This is a genomic window from Streptomyces beijiangensis (assembly GCF_017315755.1).
Taxonomy (GTDB): Bacteria; Actinomycetota; Actinomycetes; order Streptomycetales; family Streptomycetaceae; genus Streptomyces; species Streptomyces beijiangensis.
The window spans coordinates 1-223 of sequence record NZ_JAFLRJ010001588.1 but is presented as its reverse complement, the minus strand read 5'-3'; the positions used below and the strand labels follow the sequence as shown (position 1 = coordinate 223).

Genomic DNA, 223 nt, shown 5'->3' with positions numbered 1-223 from the left:
CGTACGTCCAGACCCTCGGGCACCCGCAGCGGACACCCCTCCACCTCGTGCACGAACGCCACGTCCAACTCCCCCGCGGCCACCAGCCGCAGCAGCGCGTTGGCCGACACGTCCATGTGCAGGGAGGTCTCCGTCCCCGGGAGGCTCGTTCTGAGCCGGCGCAGCCAGAGGGGGATGGCGCGGTTCGCCGTCGAGCCGATCCGCAGCCGCGCGCTCGGCGGGC

1 protein-coding gene is annotated in these 223 nt (G+C 74.0%); it reads right to left on the bottom strand.

Translation table 11 applies throughout. The annotated features are described in order from the left end of the window. Positions 1–223, bottom strand: a 223-nt coding sequence (locus tag J0695_RS42800; protein WP_242553834.1) for a LysR substrate-binding domain-containing protein, incomplete at both ends; no start/stop codon positions are given.